Annotated in this window: 24 protein-coding genes; 12 read left to right on the top strand and 12 right to left on the bottom strand. The window is 69.4% G+C overall.

What is annotated here, in order from left to right:
• Positions 1-30: 30 nt before the first annotated feature.
• The 4 genes from QZV94_RS01325 (at position 31) to QZV94_RS01310 (ending at position 3,363) form a co-directional block, all read left to right on the top strand.
• Positions 31-648: a VOC family protein gene (locus QZV94_RS01325; RefSeq protein ID WP_293675992.1), complete on the top strand. Its 618-nt coding sequence runs from the start codon at positions 31-33 to the stop codon at positions 646-648.
• A 108-nt stretch (positions 649-756) separates the two neighbouring features.
• Positions 757-1,746: a cysteine synthase A gene (gene cysK / locus QZV94_RS01320; protein WP_293675991.1), complete on the top strand. Its 990-nt coding sequence runs from the start codon at positions 757-759 to the stop codon at positions 1,744-1,746.
• Between the two features lie 10 nt (positions 1,747-1,756).
• Positions 1,757-2,938 (top strand): NAD(P)/FAD-dependent oxidoreductase, encoded by a 1,182-nt coding sequence (locus QZV94_RS01315; protein WP_293675990.1) that lies wholly within the window; start codon positions 1,757-1,759, stop codon positions 2,936-2,938.
• Positions 2,935-3,363 (top strand): very short patch repair endonuclease, encoded by a 429-nt coding sequence (locus QZV94_RS01310; protein ID WP_293675989.1) that lies wholly within the window; start codon positions 2,935-2,937, stop codon positions 3,361-3,363. Before QZV94_RS01315 ends, QZV94_RS01310 begins: the two co-directional genes overlap by 4 nt.
• Here QZV94_RS01310 and QZV94_RS01305 read toward each other — a convergent pair.
• The 8 genes from QZV94_RS01305 to QZV94_RS01270 form a co-directional block, all read right to left on the bottom strand.
• Positions 3,346-3,891: a hypothetical protein gene (locus tag QZV94_RS01305; RefSeq protein WP_293675988.1), complete on the bottom strand. Its 546-nt coding sequence runs from the start codon at positions 3,889-3,891 to the stop codon at positions 3,346-3,348. The genes QZV94_RS01310 and QZV94_RS01305 overlap by 18 nt on opposite strands.
• 123 nt (positions 3,892-4,014) lie before the next feature.
• On the bottom strand, positions 4,015-4,479 hold the full coding sequence (locus QZV94_RS01300) for a hypothetical protein (RefSeq protein WP_293675987.1): 465 nt from the start codon (positions 4,477-4,479) through the stop codon (positions 4,015-4,017).
• Complete coding sequence (locus QZV94_RS01295; RefSeq protein WP_293675986.1) at positions 4,476-4,853, bottom strand: hypothetical protein; 378 nt, start codon at positions 4,851-4,853, stop codon at positions 4,476-4,478. The genes QZV94_RS01300 and QZV94_RS01295 overlap by 4 nt, the downstream gene beginning before the upstream one ends.
• 89 nt (positions 4,854-4,942) lie before the next feature.
• Positions 4,943-5,410 (bottom strand): OsmC family protein, encoded by a 468-nt coding sequence (locus QZV94_RS01290; RefSeq protein ID WP_293675985.1) that lies wholly within the window; start codon positions 5,408-5,410, stop codon positions 4,943-4,945.
• Positions 5,411-5,419: 9 nt separating this feature from the next.
• Positions 5,420-7,204, bottom strand: coding sequence for an acyl-CoA dehydrogenase C-terminal domain-containing protein (locus tag QZV94_RS01285; RefSeq protein ID WP_293675984.1), 1,785 nt, complete (start codon positions 7,202-7,204; stop codon positions 5,420-5,422).
• Positions 7,205-7,228: 24 nt separating this feature from the next.
• Positions 7,229-7,696 carry a MerR family DNA-binding transcriptional regulator gene (locus QZV94_RS01280; RefSeq protein ID WP_293675983.1) on the bottom strand — a complete coding sequence of 156 codons (468 nt, stop codon included), beginning with the start codon at positions 7,694-7,696 and terminating at the stop codon, positions 7,229-7,231.
• 182 nt (positions 7,697-7,878) lie between these two features.
• Positions 7,879-8,478 carry a GAF domain-containing protein gene (locus QZV94_RS01275; RefSeq protein WP_293675982.1) on the bottom strand — a complete coding sequence of 200 codons (600 nt, stop codon included), beginning with the start codon at positions 8,476-8,478 and terminating at the stop codon, positions 7,879-7,881.
• Positions 8,479-8,571: 93 nt separating this feature from the next.
• Complete coding sequence (locus QZV94_RS01270) at positions 8,572-10,269, bottom strand: lysine--tRNA ligase (RefSeq protein ID WP_293675981.1); 1,698 nt, start codon at positions 10,267-10,269, stop codon at positions 8,572-8,574.
• Between the two features lie 120 nt (positions 10,270-10,389).
• Between QZV94_RS01270 and QZV94_RS01265 the strand changes: the two genes are divergently transcribed.
• The 4 genes from QZV94_RS01265 to QZV94_RS01250 all read left to right on the top strand — a co-directional run bounded on the left by QZV94_RS01265 (position 10,390) and on the right by QZV94_RS01250 (position 14,781).
• Positions 10,390-11,919 (top strand): alkaline phosphatase D family protein, encoded by a 1,530-nt coding sequence (locus tag QZV94_RS01265; protein WP_293675980.1) that lies wholly within the window; start codon positions 10,390-10,392, stop codon positions 11,917-11,919.
• 8 nt (positions 11,920-11,927) lie between these two features.
• The gene (gene phnD, locus QZV94_RS01260; protein ID WP_293675979.1) at positions 11,928-12,914 is read left to right on the top strand and encodes a phosphate/phosphite/phosphonate ABC transporter substrate-binding protein; all 987 of its coding nucleotides are present in this window, start codon (positions 11,928-11,930) and stop codon (positions 12,912-12,914) included.
• Positions 12,915-13,110: 196 nt separating this feature from the next.
• Positions 13,111-13,794, top strand: a complete 684-nt coding sequence (locus QZV94_RS01255; protein ID WP_293675978.1) for a DUF6345 domain-containing protein — start codon at positions 13,111-13,113, stop codon at positions 13,792-13,794.
• A gap of 216 nt (positions 13,795-14,010) precedes the next feature.
• Positions 14,011-14,781 carry a hypothetical protein gene (locus QZV94_RS01250; RefSeq protein ID WP_293675977.1) on the top strand — a complete coding sequence of 257 codons (771 nt, stop codon included), beginning with the start codon at positions 14,011-14,013 and terminating at the stop codon, positions 14,779-14,781.
• A gap of 7 nt (positions 14,782-14,788) precedes the next feature.
• On the opposite strand, the gene QZV94_RS01245 is transcribed toward QZV94_RS01250, so the two are convergent.
• Together QZV94_RS01245 and QZV94_RS01240 are read right to left on the bottom strand one after the other, a co-directional pair.
• Complete coding sequence (locus tag QZV94_RS01245) at positions 14,789-15,208, bottom strand: PaaI family thioesterase (protein WP_293675976.1); 420 nt, start codon at positions 15,206-15,208, stop codon at positions 14,789-14,791.
• Between the two features lie 4 nt (positions 15,209-15,212).
• On the bottom strand, positions 15,213-15,644 hold the full coding sequence (locus tag QZV94_RS01240; protein WP_293675975.1) for a PaaI family thioesterase: 432 nt from the start codon (positions 15,642-15,644) through the stop codon (positions 15,213-15,215).
• A gap of 87 nt (positions 15,645-15,731) precedes the next feature.
• Between QZV94_RS01240 and QZV94_RS01235 the strand changes: the two genes are divergently transcribed.
• The gene (locus QZV94_RS01235; RefSeq protein ID WP_293675974.1) at positions 15,732-16,742 is read left to right on the top strand and encodes a ligase-associated DNA damage response exonuclease; all 1,011 of its coding nucleotides are present in this window, start codon (positions 15,732-15,734) and stop codon (positions 16,740-16,742) included.
• A gap of 36 nt (positions 16,743-16,778) precedes the next feature.
• On the opposite strand, the gene QZV94_RS01230 is transcribed toward QZV94_RS01235, so the two are convergent.
• The gene (locus tag QZV94_RS01230) at positions 16,779-18,839 is read right to left on the bottom strand and encodes a PQQ-dependent dehydrogenase, methanol/ethanol family (protein ID WP_293675973.1); all 2,061 of its coding nucleotides are present in this window, start codon (positions 18,837-18,839) and stop codon (positions 16,779-16,781) included.
• 122 nt (positions 18,840-18,961) lie between these two features.
• Positions 18,962-21,043, bottom strand: a complete 2,082-nt coding sequence (locus tag QZV94_RS01225) for a 3-hydroxyacyl-CoA dehydrogenase NAD-binding domain-containing protein (protein WP_293675972.1) — start codon at positions 21,041-21,043, stop codon at positions 18,962-18,964.
• A gap of 392 nt (positions 21,044-21,435) precedes the next feature.
• On the opposite strand from QZV94_RS01225, the gene QZV94_RS01220 reads away from it, so the two are divergent.
• The 3 genes from QZV94_RS01220 to QZV94_RS01210 are packed head-to-tail and all read left to right on the top strand — an operon-like array spanning position 21,436 to position 25,006.
• A complete protein-coding gene (locus QZV94_RS01220) occupies positions 21,436-24,414 on the top strand; it encodes a YdbH domain-containing protein (protein WP_293675971.1) in 2,979 nt (992 codons plus the stop codon).
• Between the two features lie 37 nt (positions 24,415-24,451).
• A complete protein-coding gene (locus tag QZV94_RS01215) occupies positions 24,452-24,634 on the top strand; it encodes a YnbE family lipoprotein (RefSeq protein ID WP_293675970.1) in 183 nt (60 codons plus the stop codon).
• 18 nt (positions 24,635-24,652) lie between these two features.
• Complete coding sequence (locus QZV94_RS01210) at positions 24,653-25,006, top strand: YdbL family protein (protein ID WP_293676012.1); 354 nt, start codon at positions 24,653-24,655, stop codon at positions 25,004-25,006.
• Positions 25,007-25,032: the final 26 nt, after the last annotated feature.

Here is a 25,032-nt window from a genome sequence, read left to right as displayed (position 1 = left end):
GATCGCGGGCGTCATCAACGGAGACATGCCATGGCCGCCCGCCCGGGCGTCGCGATCGATCCCCTCAAAAAACGCGCCAAGCTGTTGCACAGACGGGTGCGCGCCGGCGATGCCGGCGCGTTGCACGAGGCGCGCCTGCATCCACGCTACCGGGGCGGCGTCGACGGCGAGGCCTTCAAGCTCGCCGACGCGCTCCTGGTGGTCGCGCGGGAGCAGGGGTTCGAAAGCTGGCCGAAGCTGATCTCCGCCCTCTCCGGAGACGAACCAATGACCATCACTTTCAACGGCATGGGCGAGCGCGTCTGGGTGCGCGCCGAGGCGTTCGAGGCCAGCGCCGACTTCTATGGCGACACCCTGGGCCTCAAGTGCACGTTCCGCAGCGCGCAGACCGCCACCTTCGAACTCGGCTTCGGGCCGACGATCGTCTTGGAGGTGTTCGATCCCGACGAAGAGCCTGGCCACGAAAACCTCGCCGGCCGCTTCACCGGCCTCAGCCTGCGGGTCGCCGACCTGGCGGCGGCCTATGAGACGCTCAGCGCCGCGGGCGTGCCCTTCCTCGCGCCGCCGGAGCGACAGGCCTGGGGTGGGATCATGACCTGGTTCACCGATCCCGGTGGCAACACCCACACCTTGCTCGAGCGGCCGTAACGCCGGGGGCGGCGCGAGGAAATCTAGGGGCGGCGCCATCCCAGCGCGCTTCCAAAAGCCGGCGGAAGTTCTAGGGTCGCAGCCGAAGGCCAGCCCGAAGAGACCGCCATGGACGCCACCGCCGACAACGCCTACGACGCCGCCCGCTATCGCCGCTCGGGCCGGGGCAAGATCTTCGACTCCGTGCTCGACCTGATCGGCGACACGCCGCTGGTGCGCCTGCCGCGCCTGACCGCGGCCCTGAAGCCCCGCGGCGAAGTGGTCGCCAAGCTGGAGTTCTTCAACCCGCTGGGCTCGGTGAAGGACCGCATCGGCGTGGCGATGGTCGAATACCTGGAGGCCAAGGGCCTGCTGCAGCCGGGTGGCACGGTGGTCGAGCCGACCTCGGGCAACACCGGCATCGCGCTGGCCTTCGTCTGCGCGGCCAAGGGCTACAAATGCATCCTGGTGATGCCCGAGAGCATGTCGATCGAGCGGCGCAAGATGCTGCTGATCCTTGGCGCCCGGCTGGAGCTCACCCCGCGCGAGAAGGGCATGGCCGGCGCCGTCGCCCGCGCCCGCGAGATCGTCGAGGCCACCCCCGGCTCGGTGATGCCGCAACAGTTCGACAACATCGCCAACCCGCTGGTCCACCGCGTCTCCACCGCCGAGGAGATCTGGAACGACACCGACGGCCGCGTTGACGCTGTCATCTCTGGCGTCGGAACCGGCGGTTCGATCACCGGCATCGGTCAGGTGCTGAAGGCCAGGAAGCCCTCGGTGCGGATGGTTGCGGTGGAGCCGCAGAACTCCGCCGTGCTCTCCGGCGGCCCCCCCGGCCCACACCCGATCCAGGGCATCGGGGCCGGCTTCGTGCCCTCGATCCTGGAGCGCGGGGTGATCGACGAGATCATCCAGGTGACCAACGACGACAGCTTCGCCATGGCCCGGCGCGTGGCGCGCGAGGAAGGCATCCCGGTCGGCATCTCCTCCGGCGCCGCCCTGACCGCCGCCTTCGACCTGGCCAGCCGCGACGAGATGGCCGGCAAGCTGATCGTGGCCATCATCCCAAGCTTCGCCGAACGCTACATCTCCACGGGCTTGTTCGACGGGCTGTGACGCCGCGCCTATGAAGGTCGCGGTCGTCGGTTGCGGCGTCGCGGGGTTGGCGGCGGCGCTGGCGCTCGGCCGGCGTGGGCACGAGGTCGTGATCCTGGAGGCCTTCGACGCGCCGCAGCCTTTGGGGTCGGGCCTGCTGCTCCAGCCTTCCGGATTGGCGGCGCTGCGGGTGCTTGGACTCGCCGATGAGATGCTGGCCAGGGGCGCCCGGATCGAAAGGCTGGAAGGCTTCGACTTGGCCGGCCGCGCGATGATGCGGATGGCCTATGCTACCTGGCGAGGAGGAGCATTCGGGCTGGGGGTGCATCGGGCGGCGCTCTTTGGCGTGTTGTTCGGCGCAGTCGAACGGGCTGGGATAGAGGTCTGTACTGGGGCCAGGGTCACGAGTTTCGATAATTTGGAGCGGCCGACCCTCACCGACGCGGCTGGGCGGTCGCACGGACCGTTCGACCTCGTCGTGGTCGCCGACGGCTCGGCGTCGGAGCTCCGCAGCCGGCTAAGGCCGCGGTCGAGGGCGCCGGTCTATCCATGGGGAGCGGTCTGGGCCAACGCAGTGGTCGTGGACGAGGGCTTCGCCGGCGCGCTGCGACAGCGCTACCACCTCGCTTCAATGATGGCAGGCGTGCTGCCGATCGGGCGGGCGCCCGGCTCGGACGCCGACCTGGTCAGCGTCTTCTGGTCCCTGCCGGTCGCGGACATGGATAGCTTCTTCACCGGTGACTTCGCGGTCTGGAAGAGCCGCGTGCTGGGGGTGTGGCCCGAAATCGAGCCCCTCGTCGCTCAGTTCGGCGGGCCGCGGGCGTTCAGCCGCGCCATCTATCGGGATGTGAGCGTCGGCCGCTGGTCGGCCGGCGCCTTCGTCCTGATCGGCGATGCGGCGCATGGGACAAGTCCCCAGCTGGGACAGGGCGCCAACCTCGGCCTGATCGACGCCGTGGAACTGGCGGCGCGTGTCGCCTCGCCAGCCGACCTCCCGCGCTACCAGCGGGCACGTCGGCGTCAGACCGGACCTTACCAGCTGTTCTCCCGCACGCTGACGCCGCTTTTCCAGTCGGCCGGGCCATGGGGGCCTTTCGTGCGCAACACCCTGTTCGCCCCGCTCTCGCAGGCGCCTGGCCTCGACCGCATCGCCGCACACGTGCTGACCGGGACCTTCCGCCTGGACCGAACACCGCCGGACCTGCGCCCGTGAGCGACGTCTACAGCCCTGAGAAGCGCTCCGCCGTCATGCGCCGGGTAAAGGGGCGCGACACCACGCCGGAGCTGGTGGTTCGCAAGGTGCTGACCAGACTCGGCGCGCGCTATCGCCTGCACCGCGCCGACCTGCCGGGGAAGCCGGACATCGTGCTGCCGGGCCGGCGGCTGGCGATCTTCGTCCACGGCTGTTTCTGGCACGGGCACGACTGCGCGCGGGGCGCCCGGGTGCCGAAGCAGAACCGCGACTACTGGGTCGGCAAGGTGGCGAAGAACATCGCACGCGACGCCAGGAGCCGCGCAGCCCTGGAGGCCGCGGGCTGGCGGGTGGAGACGGTATGGGAGTGCGAGCTGAAAGACGCGGCGAGTCTCGACGCGCGGCTGGTCGACCTCCTCCGTGACGCCTCAGCGGGCTCCGAATAGACGAGCGAAGAAGCCGGGCCTGGCGGCGCCAGGCTTGCGGGCCCTGCGGAGGCCCATGAAGGTTGTCCCCTCCGGCGGGGCTTCGTCGTGCTTGAAGCCGCAGATCGACCTCGCGACATCGAGGGGTACGTCGCTGATGAGGTCGACCTGCGCGTCCTCGCCGCCCTCCGCGTCCTGGGCCTTGATCGCCGCGCTCCGGAGGGCGGCGAAATTGGCAGGTGGCTCGCCGGCGACATCGAGGCTGTAGACGCCCTCGTCCTCGTTCGGATCGTGAGTGATCCGCCACACCTCCGCGCCGTCCCGGTAGCCGCGCGCCTCCTGGACCATCACATGTTCATCGACCGCACAGCCGACCGCCGGTCCGAACTTCAGCAAGGGTGCGAACCGGCCCTTGCGCAGCGCGTCAAAGTCCTCGGTCCAGGCCAGCACCCAACCACCTGGCAGTTGCCCGACGCAATCGCCTTGCGGGGTGTCCCGCGGCGCATCGCCGTCCAGTTCCAGGCCCAAGACTTCCGCAGCGTGCGCCACGTCACACCCTTGGACTGCCATCCAGGAAACAGAGAAGCCCATCGCCGACCTCGCACCTCTTCCGGCGATCCATGGCAGAGCTTGGCGAGGCGTTCAAGAACAAACAAGGAACTGGGGGGGGGGTTAGCTCACGCCCTCCGGCACGCCGTTGACGACAGCCGGCGGGGCGCAATTCCCGGCGCGGGCCTGCACCACATAGAACAGCGCCCGCGAGTGGCTGAAGGCGTTGTGCTCCGCCAGGGGCGAAGTCGGCTGGCCGGTGATAAGACTGGCGGCCTCGCCGTCGGCTCCGGGCTGGTTCAGGGACGCCTGGTTCCAGCGCGCCAGCTGGGTCTGGCAGGCGATCGCCGTGGCCTGCGCCACCGTCTCGGCGTCATCGCGGGACGACGCGAGGCTGTAGGCCCAGCGCTGGACACACAGGTCCACGGCCGCTGCGCCGTCGGCGCCTGGCGCGCCGGAGACCGGCGCCTTCGCCTGCTTGAAGTCGATGCAGATCTTGCCGTTGGAGGCCATGCTCTGCGGGCCCCGCTCGCACGCGCCGAGGCTCAGCGCGGCGAGACAGAGGAGGGCGGCTGGGGCGTATCTCATCGGCGCGAGTACACCGGCTCGGAGGAGACGACGTTGCCGTACTGGTCGTAGTAGACCTTGCGGACCGGCTTCGGCGTCTCGGCGCGGTAGGAAGAGCGGGACGACGAATTCCGCGGCGCATAGTAGGCCGTCCGCTTGCGGCAGCCGCTGCGACCGATCTCGTGACCGAGCACCGCGCCGCCGAGGCCGCCGACCACCGGGCCGGTGGAGCCACTGGTCACGGCGCCGCCAAGCAGGGCGCCGCCCACGCCGCCGATGATGGTCCCGTTGACCTTGCGATTGCGGCAGGACGCGGCATCCGCATCCGTGGCGATCGAAGCCATTGGCAGGGCGAGGAGGGCCGCGAGGGCCGTACAGGCGAGTGTCTTCTTCATGGCGTTTCAGGTTCCATCCACGTCCGTCCGGCGCTTACAACGCGCCACCGACTGTCGGGATGCAGACTCAGGCTTAACTGCGGCCGTTCTCAGGCGGCGGCCGTCGCCTCCTCCACCTTCACCACGGTCTTCACCGAGTTGGCGATGAAGCACTCTTCGTGGGCCTCGTGGTGCAGCGCGTCGCGCTCGGCTTCGCCTGGCCGGGGGCCTTCATAGGTGATCTCGGGCCGCAAGGTGACGCGGGTCACCGCCATGCGGCCCTCGGCGTCCTTCTCCATGACGCCCACCGGCTCATCCCGGTAGTGCGTGATCACGAACCCCTTCAGCCGCGCCACGTGCAGGAAGGTCAGCATGTGGCAGGTGGAGATGGAGGCGACGAGCATCTCTTCCGGGTCGACCGCGCCCGGCGCGGCCCACTTGCCGACCACGTGGCGCGAGGCCGTGCCCGGGACGGTGTGCTCCGCGAATTTCACCGTGTGGGCCCGGCTGTAGCGGCCCTTGGTGAAATCGCCGCCGGGTTCCAAGGTCCAATCGATCGAGGCGCGATACTCCGCCATCAGGGATTCCTAGAACGCCGCGGCCGGCAGCTTCATCAGGAGATCGGAGCCGGTCTTCAGTTTCGCAAGCCGGCTGCTGGTCTCCGGGAGCACGCGTTCCACGTAGTAGCGGCCGATGGTGAGCTTGGTCTCGTAGAACGGGTCGGTCTCGCCGGCGGCGATGCGGGCCAGCGCCGCCTTGGCCTGCAGCGCCCACATGTAGGCCAGCGCCGTCAGGCCGAAGAGCTGCAGGTAGTCGGTGGAGGCCGCGCCGGCGTTGTCGGGGTTGGCCAGGCCGTTCTGCATCAGCCACATGGTGGCCTCCTGCAGCTCCGCCTTGGCCTTGGCGAGGCCGGTCACGAATGGAGCCATGCCCTTGGAAGTCTCCGCATCGACGAAGGCGTCAAGCTCGGCGAAGAAGCTCATCACCCCGCGCCCGCCGTCGGCGGCCAGCTTGCGGCCCACCAGGTCCAGCGCCTGCACCCCGTTCGTGCCCTCGTAGATCAGCGCGATGCGCACGTCGCGCAGGTACTGGCTCGCCGGGAAGTGCTCGGTGAAGCCGCTCCCGCCATGCACCTGCATGGCGTCGGAACAGACGTTGAAGCCGCGGTCGGTGAGGAACGCCTTCACCACCGGGGTCATCAGGGCCATGTAGTCGCGCCCCTTCTGCTGCACCGCCTCGTCGGGGCTCGCGTGCGCCAGGTCGCCGTGCAGGGCGGTCCAGGTCATGAAGGCGCGGCCGCCCTCGATGATGGCGCGGGCGTCCATCAGCATGCGGCGCACGTCGGGATGGACGATGATCGGATCGGCGGGCCCGTCCGCGTACTTCGGTCCGGTGAGCGAGCGGCCCTGCAGCCGGTCCTTCGCGAACGTGGCGGCGGCCTGGTAGGCGGCTTCGGCCTGGGAGATGCCCTGGATGCCGACGCCCAGGCGGGCCTCGTTCATCATCACGAACATGATCGACAGGCCACGGTTCTCCTCGCCGATCAGCCAGCCGGTGGCCTCCTCGTGGCTGATCACGCAGGTGGCGTTGCCGTGGATGCCCATCTTCTCTTCGAGGCCCAGGCATTTCACCGAATTGCGCGCGCCCGGATTGCCGTCGGCGTCGGGCAGGAACTTGGGCACGATGAACAGGCTGATGCCACGGGTGCCCGCAGGCGCGCCCTCGATGCGGGCCAGCACCAGGTGCACGATGTTCTCGGTCAGATCCTGCTCACCGCCGGAAATCCAGATCTTCTGCCCGGAGATCTTGTAGGTCCCGTCGGCCTGCGGGACCGCCTTGGTGCGCAGCAGCCCCAGGTCGGTGCCGCACTGCGGCTCGGTCAGGTTCATCGTCCCGGCCCATTGGAACGAGGCCAGCTTGGGCAGATAGAGCGCCTTCTGCTCGTCGGACCCGCCGAAGTGGATCGCCGAATAGCAGCCGTGCGTCAGGCCCGGGTACATGGTGAAGGCCATGTTCGCCGAGGAGCTCATCTCCGAGAACGCCACGTTGACCACGTGCGGCAGGCCCTGGCCGCCGAACGCCGGATCGGAGCCGAGCGACGGCCAGCCGGCCGCCACCATCTGCTCATAGGCCGCCTTGAAGCCCTTGGGCGTGGTGACCGAGAAGTCCGGGTTCCAGGTGCACCCTTCCTTGTCGCCGACGCCGTTGAGCGGCGCCAGCACCTCGGCGGTGAACTTGCCGGCCTCCTCCAGGATCGCCTCGACGGTGTCCATCGACGCGTCGGCGAAGGCCGGCAGGTTGGCGTAGCGCTCCAGCTGCAGCACGTCGCGCAGCAGGAAGACATAGTCCCGCACGGGGGCCTGGTAGGTCATGGGTGCTCGGCCCTCGCCGGGGAACTACGCTTCCACGCCATCCAGCTGGCGGCGCATGGTCTGGTCGTAGGCGTCGGCGCGGGGGAGCAGGTCGGGACGGGTCTCGGCCAGCCGCGTTTCCATGGCGGCGATGCCGCGCTGGAGCTGACTGATGGCGTCGTCGATGTCCTTCTTCTGCTGCTCGAGGGCGACGACGCGCTCCTTGAACTTGCGCAGGCTCTTGGCGGCCTGGACCGCGCCGGTGTCGTCGGCCTCGTAGAGGTCGAGGATCTCGCCGATCTCGGCCAGGCTCAGGCCCACCCGCTTGCCGCGCAGGATCAGAACCAGCCGGCCGCGGTCTCGATACGAATAGACCCGGTTCATCCCGTCGCGGGCGGGATTGAGCAGGCCCTTGTCCTCATAGAAGCGCAGCGCGCGCGGGGTGCATTTGAATTCGAGGCACAGCTGGCGGATCGTGTACGTCCGCGCCGGGCGGCGAAGGTCCATGGGCATCTTGCGCTCCTTCCCTCGTGTTATCGTTGATAACCAAGGTAGAGCCAGGCTTCCGTTTACGTCAAGGGACACCGGCGTTCACTCTGGGGTGAACAAACGTTTGATTGAGGGTGCGTCACGTCGATAAGGCGCGACGGTGGCAACCTCTTCCCAGAATGCGGCGATAGTTCGCGCAGAACCTGTCAGCTGACCCGGCGAACCCGACCCACCGGCGCTGGCCAGGCGGTTCCGGCCAGGCGACCGGCGACGGCAAGGCGCTCCACCAACTCTAGTGCACGCTGGCCCTCGGAGGCCCGGCGGCTGACGCGGCGCAGTTCCAGTGCGTCGACGCACACCTGGGCCAGGGTTCGCAGGCGCCCGATCTCGGCGGCGCCGAGGGGAGGCCGCCTCCGGTCGTCCATGATCGACAGGGTTCCCAGGTTGTGGCCGTCGGGGCTGGTCAGCACCGCGCCGGCGTAGAAGCGCACCCCAGGCTCCTGGGCGACCAGGGGGTTGTCCCGGTGGCGTTCGTCCTCCTCGGGGCGATCGACGACCAGGACGGAGCCGGCCGGCAGGCCGATGGCCCGGGCGCAGAAGCCGCCGTCGCGTATCACCGAGGCGGTCGGAAAGCCCACGCGGGACTTGATCCACTCCCGCTCGTCGGCGTCGACGAAGGTGATGCGTGAAATCGGGGCGTCGAAGATCTCCGCGGCCAGGCGCGTGAGGCGGTCGAACGCCTCCTCCGGGCCGCTGTCCAGGATCTCAAAGGAGGCGAGGTTGTGCAGACGCTCGGCTTCGGACACGGGGAAACTCCATCTCGGGACGGAGCTTGGTCGCCTACTCACCAGCAAATTGATAACGCCCCCGCGACACAGGCGCGCAGAACGGCGCGCGGATCAGGCCGCGACCAACTCTCCGGCCAGCGCGCGCTGGATCAGGCCTACCGTGCGGTCGACACCGAAGATGGCCACGAACGAGCCGAACCGCGGCCCTTGGGTCTGGCCCAGCAGCACCTCATAGAGCGCGGTGAACCATAGCCTGAGCGGCTCGAAACCGGCCGCTTTGCCGACCTCGAAGACCTCGTTCTGGATCGCCTCGGCGTCGGCCCCGGCGGGCAGTGCCCTCAGCCGCGCCACGAGGTCCTCCATCGCCGCCCGCTCCTGCGCGGTGGGGGCGCGGAAGCGCTTCGTCGGCTTCACGAAGTCCTCGTAGTAGTTGATCGCATAGCCGGCGAGCCGGTCCAGCAGCGGATCCGTCTCCGGCGTGGCGGCCGGCAGGTAGCGGCCGATGAAGGCCCACAGCAGGTCCTTGGTCGAGGCGTCGGCGGCCGACACCAGGTTCAGGAGTAGCGAGAAGCTCACCGGCGAGCCCTTCGCCGGCGGATCGCCCCGGTGGACGTGCCACGCCGGGTTGTCCAGTTGCGCCGCGTTGTCCCCCTCGGCCTTCTTGCGGTTCAGTGCGTCCAGTTGCTGCAGGTACTCGTCCGTCGCCTTGGGGATGACGTCGAAATAGAGCCGCTTCGCCGACTTCGGCGACTGGTACATGTAGTAGGTCAGGCTCTCGGGCGTGCCGTAGCGCAGCCATTCCTCCATGGTCAGGCCGTTGCCCTTGGACTTGGAGATCTTCTGGTTCTGCTCGTCCATGAACAGCTCGAAGTGGAACGCCTGCGGCGGCTCACCGCCCAGCGCCCGGCAGACCTTGTCGGAAACCCGCACGCTGTCGACGAGGTCCTTGCCAGAGGCTTCGAAGTCGACCTCAAGCGCCGTCCACCGCGCCGCCCAGTCGGGCCGCCACTGCAGCTTCACGGCTCCGCCGGTCACGGGGACTTCGGTCAGCTCACCGTCCTCGTCGCGGAAGGTGATCGTGCCCTTCGCGACATCGCGCTCCAGTGTGGGGACCTGCAGCACCCGGCCCGACTTGGGGCTGATCGGCAGGAACGGCGAATAGGTCGCCCGGCGCTCCTCGCCCAGCGTCGGCAGCATGATCGCCTGGACCTTGTCGAACCGCGCCAGGATCCGTAGCAGCACCTCGTCTAGCCGACCGGACCTGTAGGTCTCGGTCGAGCTCATGAACGTGTACTCGAACCCGAAGCCATCCAGGAATGCGCGCAGCCGGGCGTTGTTGTGCGCTCCGAAGCTCTCGTACTCGCCGAACGGATCGCGCACCGAGGTGACCGGCTTGTCGCGATCCTCCTCCAGCATCTCGCGGTTGGGCACGTTGTCCGGGATCTTGCGGAACCCATCCATGTCGTCTGAGAACACGATGAGCTGCGTGGGGATCGCGTCCTCGGTCAGCGCGCGGAAGGCGTTCCTCACGATCGTGGGCCGCGTGGCCTCGCCGAAGGTGCCGAGGTGCGGCAGACCCGAGGCGCCGTAGCCGCACTGGAAGACCACCGGCCTGGCCAGCGCCGGCAGGGTGCGGACCGCCTCCTCGAACTCGCCCTGCGCGAACAGCGCCGCCGCCAGGTCGCGCTCGGCGTCGGAGAGGCGGAGGCGCGCAACCCGATCCAGCAGCAGGCGCGCCTGCTCGAACGGCCAGCTCTTCGCCTCGCGCGCCTGGTGGGACAGTCCCTGTAGGTTCGGGCCGTGCAACATGGCGGGCGGCCTAACGTCCAAACGGCTCGGCCTCAAGCGCTATCGCCGCGCAGCTGTCATCGATGGCCCTTACCACGGGCGGCCGAAGGGCTAAGCTCGTGGGAGCTCGAGGGAGTCGCGATGCCGTCACGCAGGTTGCTTCTGGCCCAGGCCGCAGCGCTCGCCGGCGCGGCGCTGACGCCGGCGGCCTGGACCTCCGCCGCGGCCCGGACGCGCACGCCGGACGACCCGTTCCGGCTGGGCGTCGCCTCCGGCGAGCCCGCCCCCGACGGCATGGTGCTTTGGACCCGCCTGGCGCCGCAGCCCCATGACATGGGCGCAGGGATGACGTCCGCGCCGGTGGCGGTGTCGTGGGAGATCGCCGAGGACCCGCAGCTGAAGCGCACCGCGGCGCGTGGGCGGGCGATAGCCGTCGTCGACGCCGGCCACTCGGTGCATGTGGAAGTCGCCGGCCTCAAACCGGACCGCGAGTACTGGTACCGTTTCACGGCCCTGGGCCACGCGAGCCCGATCGGCCGCACCCGCACCGCGCCAGCGGCCGGGGCGTCGGTCCAGCGGCTCAGGCTCGCGTATGGCTCCTGCCAGAAATACTCGGCCGGTCACTACACCGCCCACGCGGCGCTGGCGAAGGACGACCTCGACCTGGTGCTGTTCCTGGGCGACTACATCTACGAGGAAGCCCACACGGGAAAGGGCCCGCGGGCGCATCCGGCGGCCGAACCTCTGGACTTGGCGGGCTATCGCCACCGCTACGCCTGGTACAAGGCCGACCTCAACCTGCAGGCCGCCCACGCCTGCGCGCCCTGGATGGTCATCTGGGACGACCACGAGGTGGTCAACGACTACGGCGCGGATCAGGACCGCACCAATCCGGATCCCGCTCGGTTCCTGAAGCGGCGCGCGGCCGCCTATCAGGCCTACTACGAGAACATGCCGCTGCGACGAACGCAGAAGCCGGTGGGCCCGGACATGCTGCTCCACCGGTCGCTGGCCTGGGGGGACCTCGCCGCGTTCCAGTTTCTCGACACGCGACAGCACCGCAACCGCCGGACCTGCGACGCGGTCTCCGACGGCAAGCTCATCCCGTATGACTGTCCCGAACGGCTGGATCCGTCGCGCTCTCTGCTTGGCCGGGGCCAGGAGACCTGGCTGCAGGATGCGTTGCGCGGCTCACGCGCCAACTGGAACGTGCTGGCCCAGCAGTACCTGCTGGAAGAGGTGTTCACCGCGCCCGGCAAGCTCAGCAACGACGGCTGGAGCGGCTACCCCGCCACCCGCCAGCGCCTGATCCAGGCCTGGCAGGACGCTGCGGTTTCCAACCCGCTGGTGCTGGGCGGCGACATTCACTGCTTCTTCGCTGGAGAGTTGGCGGCCCGGCCCGGGGGCAAGCCGGTGGCCAGCGAGTTCGTCGGCGGATCGATCAGTTCGCTGGGCCGCGCCAATTCGGATATCCACCGACTGGTTGCGGCCAATCCCAGCCTGAAGTTCGGCGACGGCGAACAGCGCGGGTACGGCCGCGTCGAGATCACGCCCAAGGCCTGCCGGGTCACCTTCCGCGCCGTGGCCGACGCCTTGGTCGCGGGCTCGCCCGTGACGGACCTGGCAAGGTTCGTTGTCGAAGCCGGCGAGCCGGGCCTGAAAACGGCGTGAGAGCGAAGATGAACCGACGTTTCGCAATGGCCCTCGCCGCCGCCGCGCTGTTCGCCGGCTGCGGCAAGCCGGCATCGCCGCCCGCCAAGACCGAGCTCGTCTTCTCCATCCTGTCGGCCGAAAGCCAGTCCAGCGCCGAGAAGGACTGGGCCCCGTTCCTGGCCGACATGGAAAAGGCCGTCGGCCTGCCGGTGAAGGCCTTCTACGCGTCGAACTACACGTCCCTCATCGAAGCGATGCGGTTCAAGCAGACTGACCTCGGCTGGTTCACCAACCAGTCGGGCCTGGAGGCGGTGCGTCGGGCCGGCGGCGAGGTCTTCGCCCGCTCGGTGAACCCCAGCGGTGTCGACGGCTACGAGGCCGTGGTCCTGGTCAGGAAGGGTTCCGGCCTGACGCTGGAGAAGATCCTCGCGTGCGACCGGACGCTGGCTTTCGGGATGGGCGACGCCAAGTCAACGTCCGGCACGCTGGCGCCCATGACCTTCCTCTTCGCGCCGCGCAACATCGACCCGAACCGCTGCTTCAAGACCGTGCGATCCGCCAACCATGAGGCGAACCTGTTCGCGGTCGCGGGTGGCCTGGTGGATGCGGCGACCAACAACACCGCATCGATGGACCGGTTGAAGCTGCTGGACACTCAGATCGCCAGGAAGACGCTCGACGGCGTCGACATCGTCTGGCGCTCGCCCCGCATCCCGGAGGATCCGCTGATCGTGCGCAAGGACCTGGATCCGGCGCTGCGCAGCAAGGTCGAGGCCTTCATCTTCAGCTACGGCGTCGGCGACAGCCCTGAGGCCCGCCGCCAGGCCGCAATTCTCGAGAAGATTCAGACCAAGCCCTTCGTCCGCGCCGACGACAGCCACCTGATCCCTGTGCGGGAGATGGAGGCCACCGGCCAGTTGATCACCGCCCGCAACCGCAACGACCCCGCCGCCATCGCCGCGGCGCAGGCGGCGCTGGCCCAGGTGCAGAAGGACAAGGGCGGGTCGAAGTAGACCCCCTCGCTCCGGGCGGGCCGAGCCAGGACCTGAGACCGTTCAGCGATTCCGCAGAGTGGCGCGGCGCTCCTGGCGCGCGTCCCCGGACTTTGACGGCCCGTAGTACAACCGTGACGCTGTCGGGAGCGTGGCGACCTGTAACCATAGGTTGGTCAGACGGGAGGCCGATCGTCGTCAGCAAGGAGGCCCTTGGATGGCCAAGCGAGTAGGATCCTGGTGGATCAAGGACGGCATCGATGGACGCCGTCTCGAAGCAGAGGGGTTCGCATCTACCCTCGGCGGACTGTCTCAGTTCGACTGGACCGAGAACCACGGCGACTCGGGCGTTCTTGAAAGCGACTTCGTCACGACCACGGGCGCCACGCAGCGGTCCGACAACGTCGATGCGATGCAGATGTCCTCACACGGAAATCCCAACGAGTTTCTGGTGTGGGGCGGACGGGTCAACGCGTCCGAGGCCATCGACTTCGGCAAGAGCGATCTGGAGATCTTCGCGACCCACGCCTGCGACCTGCTCGAGCATACCGCGAGCAATTCGGTCGGCCGGTGGATCCCCGCCTTCAGCCGGCTGCACTACATGCTCGGCTTCTTCAACAGCTCCTACTCGGGCGGCGGCCAGAACTCCCGCGGCGAGTGGTTCGCGCGATACGCGGCCTACTACTTCTACTGGCCACTGGCCTTCCTCTTCCGCATCGACATGCCGGTGCGCGAGGCCTGGGCCGAGGCGAACGAGATCGTCGAAGGCAGCAACGTCAGGTGGGCCTACCTGCGCGCCGAAGCCCCAAACGCCCCGACCTACAACGAACGGCTGCGTGAAGCCGAACTCACCGATCCGGTGACCAACCGGTCCTTCTGGACCGCCAGCGGAACCTGCTGAAGGAGGATATGTGATGGCCGTCGATTTCTCGGCAATTGATCTGAAAGCCAAGCTCGACCTCCCGAAGACCGGGATGGTCGCCGTGCTGCCCCCGCCCTGCCTGCGGGACCGAACGCGCGCCATGGAGGGGCTGGCCAAGTCCCTCGGCATCAAGGTCGCCGGCTCCGCCGACGTGCCGCACGGCTTTGCGGTCGGCGGCCCAGTGGCCAGGTCGAAGTGTTTGCCGCCAGCGGCGCCGTGCGCGGGCGCAACACCGACCAACTCTCGCGCTTCGCCGATGAGCGCCGCACCTGGGCCGATGTCGTCCAGGAGCGGACGAAGGACGGCGTTGTCTACGGCCTGGGCCCGAAGGCGGCCAAGCTGCTGCAGACGCGTGCGCAAGGGCTGCTGGACGCCAGCGGGCTGGCGGAGAAGCCGGCACAGGTCGGCGTGGTGCTCGGGCAATGGGCCCGGCTAGACGAGTCCGGCAAGGAGCTGGAATCCGGCGCCGGGCGGGCCACGGTGCAGTTCGCCTACGCGGTGGAAGGCATCCCTCTGATCGGGGCCGGCGCGAAGACCAACGTCCACTTCGACCCGGACGACAGGGGCGCGGACGGCGTGATCGCCCGGTTCTTCCACGTCCACCGCGGCTTCGAAGCGGCGAAGGACGTTCGATTGATCACGATCGAGCAGGCCTTCGAGCCGTTGTTGACGCAGACGTGGTCGGGCCTCGAGAGCACGGCCAGGAAGACCCGCATCACCGTCACGGCGGCCGAGTTCGGCCTTCTGGCGCTGCCCGCCGACGTGGCGCAGCGGTTCGCGGCGCCGGCCCTGCGGGTCGAGGGGACCGTGAGCGGTCTCGTGGCGCGCGACGGCAAACAGGTCACGGTCCGCTTCGGTCAGTATCTTCCGCTGGTCGAGCCCAAGACCTTGGGGGCCGCCGGGCTGGGCAGCGCCGGCGTCATCCTTCCCGGCCAGGTCGTCGCCAGCCGCGACAAGGGCCAGTGACCGAACGCTAGCGGTCGGTTCGCAGCAGGAAGTGGCCGGTCATCCCCGCGACGGGGGAGGACCGGCTGTCCTGCCACGCCTCCACCTGAACATTGGCGACGCGGCGGCCCACCTTGCGCAGGATGGCGCGGGCGTAGGTCTCCTGCGGGCGGGCGGGCCGTAGGTATTCGATGGTGATGTCGATGGTCTTGGGCACGCGGCGGGCTGGCTGGGCCAGCGCCAGCTGGGCCAGCGCCGTCATCTCCAGGAACGCGCCGATCACCCCGCCGTGCAGCGCCGGCAGCACCGGATTGCCGATCAGGTGGTCGGCGAACGGCAGCACGGCGGTCATCTCGTCGCCGGCCAACTCGACCCGCATGCCCAGGTAGCGCACGTAGGGCACCCGCTGCAGGAACGCGTCCAGGCTCTGGATGGCGATGGCGTCCATGCCGCTAGCTCCGCGGATTGAGCATGAAGGCGGCCTGCGCCGTGGCGATCAGGTCGCCCTTGTCCACATCCCAGGCCTCGGCGCGGACGAAGCCGATGGAGCGGGTGGTCTTGTAGCCGAAGGCCTCGCAGGTAACCCCGGTGCGCGGCGCGGCGGGACGCAGGTAGTCGATCCGCAGGTCCAGGGTGGCGATCGGCGACGGGGCGTCGAACACGGCGTTGATCGCCAGGCCGCAGGTGTGGTCGATGAGCGCGGTCACCACGCCCGACGCGATCACCCCGGTGTCGGGATCGCCGACCAGATCCTCGCGCCACTCCACCCGCATGACCCCACGGCCGTCGCCGACGGAGACCAGGGTCATGCCGACCCCGGCTGCGTGCGGTACGAACTCTGTCATGCGCGCGGCGAGCGGGGCGGTGTCGTAGCTGTCGGCCATGACCCCGGTAGGAGCCTGCCGCTCGGGGGAAGTCAAACTGAAACCATCGCGGGCGGAGCCTTCTGCGACCCCCTACATTGAAGGGCGATGATCCGGCCCCAGGACCTGCTCTGCCCCAAGCCCGAGGGCCTCTACTGCGCCCCCGGCGACTTCTACATCGACCCCACGCGGCCGGTTCCCCGCGCGGTGATCACCCACGGCCACGCCGACCACGCCCGCGCCGGCCACGGGGCGGTGCTGGCGACACCTGAGACCCTGGACATCATGGGCGAACGCTACGGCCTGGACTTCGCGGCGTCGGCGCAGGCCGCGGCCTATGGCGAGAACGTCCCGCGCGACGGCGTCGAGGTGACGCTGGTTCCGGCCGGCCACGTGCTGGGCTCGGCCCAGGTGGTCGTGCGCTGGAAGGGCCTCACCATGGTGGTTTCCGGCGACTACAAGCGCCGCCGCGATCCCACCTGCCCGCCCTTCGAGCCCGTGCCCTGCGACGTGTTCATCTCCGAGGCCACCTTCGCCCTGCCGGTCTTCCGCCACCCGGACGACAAGGAGGAGATCGCCCGCCTGTTGCGCTCGGTGGCGCAGTTCCCGGAGCGCAGCCACCTGGTCGGCGCCTATGCGCTCGGCAAGGCGCAGCGGATCATCCGGCTGCTGCGCGAGGCCGGCTGGGATCGGCCGATCTACGTCCATGGCGCCCTGGAGCGGCTGAACGGCCTCTACGAGCGCCACGGGATCGACCTCGGTCCGCTGGCCCCCGCAACCACCGCCAAGAAGGCCGACTTCGCCGGGACCATCATCATCGCCCCGCCCTCCGCCCTGCAGGACCGCTGGAGCCGCCGCTTCCCCGATCCGGTCGGGGCCTTCGCCTCCGGGTGGATGCAGATCCGGGCGCGGGCGCGCCAGCGCGGCGTCGAGCTGCCGCTGGTGATTTCCGACCACGCCGATTGGGACGAGCTGACCGCCACGGTGGCCGAACTTCGCCCGGGCGAACTCTGGATCACCCACGGCCGGGAGGAGGCGCTGGCCCGCTGGGCGACCCTGCACGACATCCCGGCCCGCGCGCTGGCGCTGGTGGGCTACGAGGACGAGGGCGACGACTAGCTTCCGCCGCGCGTCGCCGCTCGTCCAAAGGCCGTCCTACCGCCCGTGCGTCATCTCCTGCGTCTTGGGCGGGGGCTTCTTCGCCTCGGCCAGCAGGAAGGCTCGGATGTCCTCGGCGGCGGCGGCGTCGAAGAAGCGACGGAAGCCGGCCATGCCGTGCGGTTGCCTGGCCCCATCGATCACGATCGCCTTGAAGCCGACCGGCTCCAGGATAACCGGCGAGCGCGCCAGGACCGGCAGGTAGCCGCCCGAGTTGTGGCAGGTGTTGCAGAACTGCTCCGCCAGCGCCTGGCCCTTGACGGCGTCGCCGGTCGACGGCGTGGCCGCGGCCAGGTCCAGCGGCGCCTGGGTCACCACGGCCGGGAACGGCGTGGGGACCGTTTTGCCGTCGAGCTTGAACACCAGCAGGCGACCCTTGCGGCGTGGCTCGGTGCCGCCCATGCCGCCGGCGCCGCCGAAGCCCACCATCAGCGCCACGTACTGTTCGCCGTCGATGGCGTAGGTGGAGGCCGCCGCGATGGCGCCTGCGCCGACGTCGTACTCCCACAGCGCCTTGCCGGTGGCGGCGTCGAAAGCCATGAACTTGTGCCCGGCGGCGTGGAAAACCAGCCCGCCGCCGGTGGCCAGGACGCCCGAGCGCCACGGCTCGGGGAAGTCCACCTTCCAGCGGGCCTTCTTGGCCACCGGGTCCCAGGCGATCAGCTGACCGAAGGGCGTAGGCTGTACGCTGGTGGGCGCCAGGATGGACGGGCCGAGGCCCAGGTTCCACGCGCCCTTGATGAACTTGAATTCCTTGGGATCGGCGTAGTCCATGTAGAGGGTCTGGGCCGGGATATAGACCAGGTTCTCCTTCGGACTGAACGCCATCGGCTGCCAGTTGTGACCGCCCAGCGCGCCCGGAGTCTGCTGTTGCGTGGCGCCGCCCTCATAGCGCGCGCCCGGCGCCTCGATCGGCCGGCCGGTGGCCATGTCGACCCCCGTCGCCCAGGTGACCTTCACGTAGGCGTCGGCCGCCAGCAGCTTCCCGCTCGCAGCGTCCAGCACGTAGTAGAAGCCGTTCTTGTTGGCCTGCATGACCACGCGTTGGGTCTTCCCGCCGATCGGCAGGTCGGCGACCATCAGGTGCTGGGTGGCGTCGAAGTCCCAGTCGTCGCGTGGGGTCGGCTGGTAGTGCCAGACGTACTCGCCGGTGTCGGGGCGCAGCGCCACGATCGAGGCGGCGAACAGGTTGTCGCCCTTGCCGCCGGTGCGGATCTTGCCGTTCCAGGGGCCGGCGTTGCCGGTGCCGACGAAGATCAGGTCGGACTTCACGTCATAGGTGATGGGGTCCCACGGCGTGGCGCCGCCGCCGCCGTCCTTCCAGGCGCCCTCGTACCAGGTGGCGTTGGCCTTCTCCTTCATGACCTTGTCGGAGGCCGCGTTGTCCGGCGCGCCCGTGGGGTTCGGGGTCATGTGGAAGCGCCAGACCAGCTTGCCGGTCTCGGCGTCGAAGGCCGACAGGTAGCCGCGCACCGGGTACTCGGCGCCGCCGTTGCCGACGAGGATCTTGCCCTTCACCGCGCGCGGCGCCTGGGTGATCGTGTAGGGCTGGTTGGGATCGGTGGTCTGGATCGACCAGACGACCTTGCCGGTCTTGGCGTCGAGCGCGATCAGGCGGCCGTCGAGGGCGCCGACATAGACCTTGTCCTTCCACAGCGCGACGCCGCGGTTGACCACGTCGCAGCAGGCGTTGAAGCCCTTGCCGCCGTCGACCTGCGGATCATAGCTCCACAGCGCCTTGCCGGTCTTGGCGTCGAAGGCGAAGACCTTGGACCACGTCGTGGTGGTGTAGAGCACGCCGTCGGCCACCAGCGGGGTGGCTTCCTGGCCGCGATCGGTATCGAAACCGGTCCACCAGGCGACGCCCAGGCGGCCAACCGTTTCCTTGTTGATCTGGTCGAGCGGGCTGAACCGCTGCTCATCGTACGTGCGGCCGTAGGTGAGCCACTCGCCGGCCTCCGCCGCCTCGATCCGCTTGGCGTCCACGCCGCCCTTGTTGCAGGCGGTGACGGTCACAGCGATGCAAAGCATCGCCGCCCAACGCAGCATTCGACCCATGACGTTTCCCCGTAGACTTTTGCCTACTGTTGCAGAGCTTCGGCCATCAGGCGAGATGTTCCGTGGCGGCAGTCGCCAGTGGCCCTGCCGCCCCGGTGCGGGGCAGGCAGGGCGCGGGCGTCCTATTTGTTCAGGTCGGCGAACTTCTTGCCTTCGGCCGCCAGCTTCTCGAGCAACGGCGCGGGCTTGAAGTCGTCGCCCATCTTGGCCTCGAACGCCTTCATCTTTTCCAGCACCTTGGCGGGGCCGCCGATCAGATCGCCGTAGAACATCGGGCCGCCGCGATAGACCGGCCAGCCGTAGCCGTTGACCCAGACCACGTCGATGTCGCTGGCCCGGATCGCCTTGCCCTCTTCCAGGATCTTCAGGCCCTCGTTGATCATCGGATAGATCGAGCGCTCCAGGATCTCCTCGTCGCTGATCTTGCGCGGGTTGGCGCCCGACTTGACGATGAAGTCGTTGATCGCCTTCTCGGTGAAGGCGCTGGGCTTGGCGACGCGGTTCTCGTCGTAGTCGTAGTAGCCGGCGCCCGTCTTCTGGCCGCGGCGATCGGCTTCGCAGAGCACGTCGCGCAGGGTCTCGCCCTTCGAGTTCTCCTTCACCCAGCCGATGTCCAGGCCGGCCAGGTCGCTCATGGCGAACGGGCCCATGGGGAAGCCGAAGTCGTAGAGGACGCGGTCCACGTCCCAGGGCATCGCGCCTTCCATGATCAGCTTCTGGGCCTCGCGCTGGCGCTGGCTCAGCATGCGGTTGCCGATGAAGCCGTGGCAGACGCCGGCCAGGGCGGCGACCTTGCCGATCTTCTTGGCCAGCTTCATCGCCGTGGCGATGACGTCCTTGCCGGTCTTCTCGCCGCGGACCACTTCCAACAGCTTCATGACGTTGGCGGGCGAGAAGAAGTGCATGCCGATCACGTCCTGCGGACGCTTGGTGACGGCGGCGATCTCGTCGATGTTCAGGTAGCTGGTGTTGGTGGCCAGGATGGCGCCCGGCTTGGCGATTCCGTCCAGCTTCTTGAAGACATCCTTCTTGATGTCCATCCGCTCGTACACCGCCTCGATGATGAGGTCGCAGTCGGCGAAGTCGTTCATGTCCAGCGAGCCGGTCAGGAGGCTCATGCGCTTCTCGGTCTCTTCCGGCTTGGCGCCGCGCGAGCGCTCATAGTTCTTGCGGATGGTCGCCAGGCCGCGGTCCAGCGCGTCCTTCTGCATCTCGACGATGGTCACCGGGATGCCGATGTTGGCGAAGTTCATCGAGATCCCGCCGCCCATGGTGCCGGCGCCCAGGACGCCGACCTTCTTGATCTCGCGGATCGGGGTGTCGTCCGGCACGTCGGGGATCTTGTTGGCCTGGCGCTCGGCGAAGAAATAGTAGCGCTGGGCCGCCGACTGGGCGCCGCTCATCAGCCCGCCGAACAGCCGGCGTTCCTCCGCTAGCCCCTCCTCGAACGAGTTGGTGTTCACCGCCGCTTCGATGCACTTGATGTTGGCTTCCGGCGCGTCGAAACCGCGGAACTTGCGCGCATTGGCCTTGCGGAATTCGGCGAAGATCTCCGGCTTGCCCTTGGCCGCCTGCAGCTTGGTGTTGTTCTCGCTGATCTTCACCAGCGGCTTGTTCTCGGCCACGCACTTGTTGGCGAAGGCGACGGCGGCTTCGCGCAGCTTGCCTTCGGGAGCCAGTTCGTCGACCAGGCCCAGCTTGTGGGCTTCCGGCGCCGGCACGTGGCGGCCGGAGGTCATCATCTCCAGCGCGGTCTCGACGCCGACCACGCGGGGCAGGCGCTGGGTGCCGCCGGCGCCCGGCAGCAGGCCGAGCGCCACTTCCGGCAGGCCCAGGCGCGCGGAGGGCACGGCCACGCGGTAGTGGGCGCAGAGCGCCACTTCCAGGCCGCCGCCCAGGGCGGTTCCATGGATCGCGGCGATCACCGGCTTGGGCGAGTCCTCCATCATGGCCTGGACGTCGAGCAGCGAGGCCGTCGGCTTGCCCGGCGCTCCGAACTCCGTGATGTCCGCGCCGGCGATGAAGGTGCGGCCTTCGCAGATCAGCACGATGGCCTTGGCGTCCGAGGCGCCTGCCGCCTTGAAGCCGTCGTACAGGCCCTGGCGCACGTTCGACGAAAGGGCGTTCACGGGCGGCGAATTGAGCACCAGGACGGCCACGTCGCCATCGCGCTCGAGCTTGGTCACCGCATTGATTTCGGTCATCTGGCTTCCTCGAAATGTGGGGCGCGTCACGCTCGTTCAGCTGTGGCGGGCGCGCGAATTCAAACGCGTGCCATAGGCCTTGCCGGGCAGGCCCAAGTCAATTGGCCGTAGGGGAAGGGCTGATCGCCGATGCTCGGCCTTGAAGCCGCCCTCCCCCTACGGGTGAGGAGGCGAACTCAGCGTGCGGGCAAGCTGAACATCGGTCATCAGAGCCTGCATCCCCGCTGAACCGTGGTCCGTAAGTCGTAGCAGGAGGGGGACTTTCGCCTCAGCGCGAGAGTGGAGCGGGCGCACCCGTTCAGAGCCTGATCTCGCCCCCTCCACCAGGCTCCTGGCATCGATCCGCCGCATTGTGCGCTATCTAGGGCGAAGCTTCCGCCGAGCCCTCCGCCTTGCCCGATTCCAAACCCGCCAAGACCCGTCCCCTGCGCCTCATCCTGGCGCTCGGCGGCGTGGCGCTGGTCCTGGTGGCGAGCCTCCTGTGGCTGAACCGCCGGGGACTGGCGCGCGACGCGCTGACCGGGTGGCTGAAGTCGAAGGGCGTGGCGGCGCAGGCCGACGTGCAGGCCGTGGGACCGACCACCTTCACCGCGCGCCTGACCCTGGGCGATCCGAAGAACCCCGACTTCACCGCCGAGCGGGCGGAGGTGCGCTACCGCATGACCCTGGGCGGCCTGGAGGTGCGCGCCGTCACGCTGAAGCGGCCGGTGCTGCGGGCCTCGCTGCGCGGCGGGAGGCTGGCCGCCGGCTCGCTTGACCCGCTGATCCGCGAGTTCTTGGCCCGGCCGCCGCGGCCCGACGCCGCCAAGCCGCGGATCCGGATCGAGGGCGGCGTGCTGCAACTGGCGACCGACTACGGGCCGATCCGCCTGACCGCCGACGCCGCGGTGGACGACGGGCGGCTGCAGTCGCTCGCCGCGATCTCGGCCCCCACGCGACTCCAGGGCGACGGCTTCGACGTCGGCCTGGGTGAAGGTGCGCTGCGCGCCACGACGTCCCGCGGGCGCATCACCGCAAGCCTCGCTGCGCCGCTCACGCGCTCAGCGTTTGCGGGCCTGTCGGCGAAGCAGGGCGGGCTGACCCTGAAGCTCGAGGCGCCCTATCCCGATGTCGGGAAGCGCTGGGGTGACGGGCTCGTCGTGGCGGCCGCGAACGTGTCTGCCGTGGACGCGGTGCTCGGGGACCGCAGGTTCGCTCGGGCGAGGCTGCGGACCAGCTTCGTAGGCCAGTCGCGCGGCTGGATTTCCGACCTTGCAGTGACCGGCCGGGCGACCGGGAACATCGAGGCCGGTGGCGGCGCGCTGGGCGGCGCAGCGGTGGGCGGGCTGCGCGCGGCCGTGGTGGCCGACAATCTGCGCTGGACGCGAGCCGGTGGCGACCGCGTGGCGGCGGCTCTGCGGGTGACGGCGCTGGCGGACGATGTCGCGGCCGGCGGGCTGCGGGTCTCGAAGATGACAGCGACCGCGGCGGGCCCGCTGTCGGCGAGCCGCACAGACGTCAGCCTGACCCTCACCGGCTCCGCGCTGGGGCGGGGCGCCTGGACGGGCCTGGGCGAACCGGCGGCCGCCGACGGGGCCCAGCTCGCGGCCCTCAAGCGCGCGGCGCGCAGCTTCCGCTTCGCAACGCCGGGATGGCGCGCCGAGCTGCGCGACGGCGTGCTGGTCGGCGGGCTGGACCGGCCCCTCAGCCTGCGGCCCGACAGCGGCGGGGAGGCGCGCCTGGCGCAGGCCGGCGACGGCTACCGCCTGAGCCTCGCCGGCGGCGCGCTGCCCAAGGTCGACGCCACGATCCGGCGGGTGAGCTTCGGCCCGCAGCCGTCGGCGGACCTGGCCTTGAACGCCAGCGGGTCGTTCCTGTTCGCCGAGGACTCCACGATCGACGCCGCCGGGCGCGTGCGGTTCGCGCAGGGGCGAACCAGCTTCGTCGCCACCCGGTGCGCCGCGATCACGGCTGCGAAGCTCGAGTTCGGGGCCAACGACGTGGAGCGGGTCGCGGGCCGCCTCTGTCCCGCGGGCGGTCCGCTGCTGACCATGACCGGCGGCGACTGGCGGATCACAGGGCGGGCCGAGGCCGCGGGCGCAGCCATCCCCTTCCTGCAGGCGAAAGTCACTGGCGGCAGTGGCGGCGTCACCGCGGCGGGCGTCGATGGGCGGGTGACCGCGCAGGTCGACATCACGGCCGGGCGACTGGAGGACACGGCTCCGCAGACCCGGTTCAACCCGCTGGCGGCCAGCGGCCGCGCGTCGTTGGCCAACTACGTCTGGACCGCCGACCTGGCCGTGCGCCAGCCCGGCGGCCCGGCCGTTGGTCGCGCTCACCTGGTGCACGATGGCGGCCTCGGCGTCGGGTTCGTCACCCTGGAGACCGGCGACCTGACCTTTGCCGAAGGCGGGCTGCAGCCGGCGACCCTGTCGCCCATGGCCAGCGCCCTCGGTTCGCCCGTCTCCGGCGTGGCGCGGTTCGAAGGCCGGGCCGACTGGGCGGGGATCGGGGCGGGCAGCAGCGGCGCGCTGGCGATCCGCGACATGTCCTTCCAGAGTCCCGCAGGGCGGGCCAGCGGCCTCAACGGGGAGATCCAGTTCACCAGCCTGGCGCCGCTGACCGCTGAGGCCGGCCAGTCCCTGACCCTGAACAGCCTGGACTCCATCGTCCCGCTTACCGGCCTGAAGGGCAGCTTCGCGCTGACCGCCGAGCGATTCACCCTGACCGGCGGCGAGGCCCAGGTCGGTGGCGGGGTGGTCCACATCGAGAGCCTGGAGGCGCCGCTCGTCGCCGGAGCGCCGATGCGCGGGGTCCTGCGGGTCGAGGGCGTGCAACTGCACGACCTGGCCGAGGCTTCGCCGTTCGGAGACAAGGTCGACCTGGACGCCCGGGTCAGCGGCCGGATCGCCTTCGAGGCGCAGGGCGACCGTGTGCGGATCGGCTCCGGCGAGCTGAAGGCCATTCAACCTGGCCGGATTTCCATCGACCGCACAGCGCTCACCGGTGTCACCGCCGACACCGCGATCGCCGCGACCGGTCCGGCGGCGGCGGCGGTGGTCGATGATCCCAACGCCACCTTCACCGACTTCGCCTACCAGGCCATGGAGAACCTGGCCTTCGACACCCTGGACGCCACCGTCGCCAGCCGTCCCGACGGACGCCTGGGCGTGCTGTTCCACATCGTCGGCAAGCACGACCCTCCGACGAAGCAGAAGATCAGGCTCAGCATCATGGACCTGATCCAGAAGCGGTTCATGGGCAGGAAGCTGCCCCTGCCCTCGGGCACCGGCGTGAACCTGACGCTCGACACGACGCTGAACCTGGACGATCTGCTGTCGGACTACGCCGAATTCCGCCGCCTGCACGGTTCAGGTGAGGTTCAGCCGTGACGCTTCAACCTGGAGACATGACGATGGACACCGCCACATGAGAGCAGCCGCACTGGTCGCGCTCGCCGCCTTCGGGTTGACGAGCCTCGGCGCCTGCACGCCGACCGTAAGGGTCGAGGTGGCGCCGATCACCATCTACGCCAAGCTGGACGCCAACGTCCGGCTCCAGCTGGACGAGGACGTCAAAGCCCTCATCCAGAAGAACCCCGACCTCTTTTAGCGAGGAGGAGAAAGCCCCATGCGCACCCACCTCAGCATTTCCGCCGCCGTGCTCGCCGCACTGGCGTTTGCGCCAGCCGCAGCGATCGCACTGGACGCCAAGTCCGCCGTCGATGCGGCGAAGACCGCCGGCGTCGTTGGCGAACAGGCCGACGGCTTCCTGGGCTTCGTGAAGCCCTCCAGCGACACGGCCCTGCAGGCCGCAGTCCAGGAGATCAACGAGGGCCGCGCCGCCCTCTACCGTCAGGCCGCCGCCAAGAACGGCGTGCCCGTCGAAGCCGCCGGCGCCGCGGCCTACACCTCGGTCGTCCAGGCCAAGCTGAAGCCGGGCGAGTACTACAAGCCCGCCGGCGGAAGCTGGATGCGGAAGTAGTCCACGCGCTCGCCCCTCGGCGGCGT

The sequence above is a fragment of the uncultured Phenylobacterium sp. genome (assembly GCF_902826855.1).
Classification (GTDB): Bacteria; Pseudomonadota; Alphaproteobacteria; order Caulobacterales; family Caulobacteraceae; genus Phenylobacterium.
Note: the sequence above shows the minus strand (reverse complement) of the source record. Positions and strands in the feature narration are given on the sequence as shown.